Annotated in this window: 3 protein-coding genes; all 3 read left to right on the plus strand. The window is 46.3% G+C overall.

Features of this window, described 5'->3' with window-relative positions; all coding sequences use genetic code 11:
* Positions 1 to 181, plus strand: a 181-nt coding sequence (locus tag DW931_RS16335) for a CPCC family cysteine-rich protein (protein WP_118627006.1), incomplete at its 5' end; no start/stop codon positions are given.
* A gap of 21 nt (positions 182 to 202) precedes the next feature.
* Entirely contained in the window at positions 203 to 607 is a 405-nt protein-coding gene (locus DW931_RS15455) for a hypothetical protein (protein ID WP_118468452.1), read from the plus strand.
* A gap of 182 nt (positions 608 to 789) precedes the next feature.
* Positions 790 to 1,736: MobQ family relaxase (gene mobQ / locus DW931_RS15460; RefSeq protein ID WP_147353638.1), on the plus strand; the 947-nt coding region annotated here is incomplete at its 3' end.

Genomic DNA, 1,736 nt, shown 5'->3' on the forward strand with positions numbered 1-1,736 from the left:
CTGTCCCGTTTGTTTTTGGGAGAATGACCCGTTCATTGCTTCTGATAACGAACCAAGTGACTCTAATCATGGAATAACGCTAAAAGAAGCGAAATCCAATTTCTCAAAATTTGGTGCTTGTGAAAAAGAAATGTTATGTTATGTCCGACCACCAAGAGATGATGAAAAAGAAATTTCATAGTAGTGTGTAAAGGAGAATCAAATGAAGCATAAAAAGTTTTTGTTAATTGCACTGATATGTTTAATCGGTATAGGTATTAGCTTTCTTTTGTTTTCTGCTCATAGACCATTCAAAGATTTAGAGGCAGCAGATATTACTTCGGCAAGTGTTCGGTTATCGCCACCTGATACAACAATTCAGATAGTAGAAACAGAGGAATTAGTATCATATCTCAATGAGGTAGTTATTTACAATAAGGACAACTCATATACAGAATATGCCGGACAAGCAGTTATTTTCACTCTGTCTTTGGCAGATGGTTCTCAAGTGGAGATTATAGCATACAATCCATTTATTATAATTGACGGTATTGGTTATAAATGCAAATATGAACCTTGTGAAGTTCTTAATCATTATGCTAATGAGCTAATGACAAGAGAACCATAATTTTTAAGTGTACCATCTACCCATCGGGTCAACTTGTCCCGAACTTTTACAACTAAATATCCGCCGCCAACACAGCGGCGCACCGAGCAGGAAATCTGAAAAAGGTCTCCTGCTTTTTTTCTGCCAAAATGAGGTGGTAAAACGCCACCCCATCCACCAATTACCGAAAGGAGGGACACGAAATGCCCTGCCCACACAACGAAATCACGATTGTTCAGCGCAGCCAGCGACAGTCTGCGGTTGCCGCCGCTGCTTACCAAAGCGGCGAAAAGCTGTTCTGTGAATACGACCAGCAAGTGAAGCACTACCCGGAAAAGCGTGGTATTGTCCACAATGAAATTCTGCTCCCGGCAAACGCCCCACGGTCGTATGTAGACCGCAATACCTTATGGAACGCCGCCGAAGCGGTGGAAAAACAATGGAACTCCCAGCTTGCAAGGCGGTGGGTGCTTACCATCCCCAGAGAGATACCGCCCGACCAATATGCTGTCCTTGTCCGGGAGTTTTGTGAACAGCAGTTTGTTTCCAAAGGGATGATTGTTGACTTTGCCATCCATGACCCCCACCCGCCGGGACACAATCCCCACGCCCATGTCCTGCTGACTATGCGGGCAATGGACGAGCATGGGAAATGGCTTCCCAAGAGCCGCAAGGTTTATGACCTTGACGAGAATGGGGAACGGATAAAGCTGCCATCCGGCAGGTGGAAAAGCCACAAGGAGGATACGGTGGACTGGAACGACCAGAAGTATTGTGAAATCTGGCGGCATGAATGGGAGGTCATCCAGAACCGCTATCTGGAAGCCAATGACCGCCCGGAGCGTGTGGACTTGCGTTCCTATGCCAGACAGGGGCTTGATATTATCCCTACTGTCCATGAGGGAGTTGCTGTCCGGCAGATGGAAAAGCGAGGTATCCAGACGAATATCGGCAACCTGAACAGGGAAATCAGAGCCGCCAACAATCTGATGAAGTCCATCCGGCAGCTTATCCAAAACCTCAAAGGCTGGATTACCGAGCTGGGCGAAAAACGGAAAGAGCTGCTTGCACAAAAGGCAGCGGAGGAAGCAACACTTCTTCCCAATCTGCTGATGAAGTATATGGAGATACGAAAGGAAGAACGGAAGGA

The sequence above is a fragment of the Clostridium sp. AM43-3BH genome (assembly GCF_003479985.1).
Taxonomy (GTDB): Bacteria; Bacillota; Clostridia; order Lachnospirales; family Lachnospiraceae; genus Otoolea; species Otoolea fessa.

Excerpts from the sequence above, each read along its gene's own strand:
- DW931_RS15455 (WP_118468452.1), top strand. The coding sequence starts at position 203 with ATGAAGCATAAAAAGTTTTTGTTAATTGCACTGATATGTTTAATCGGT.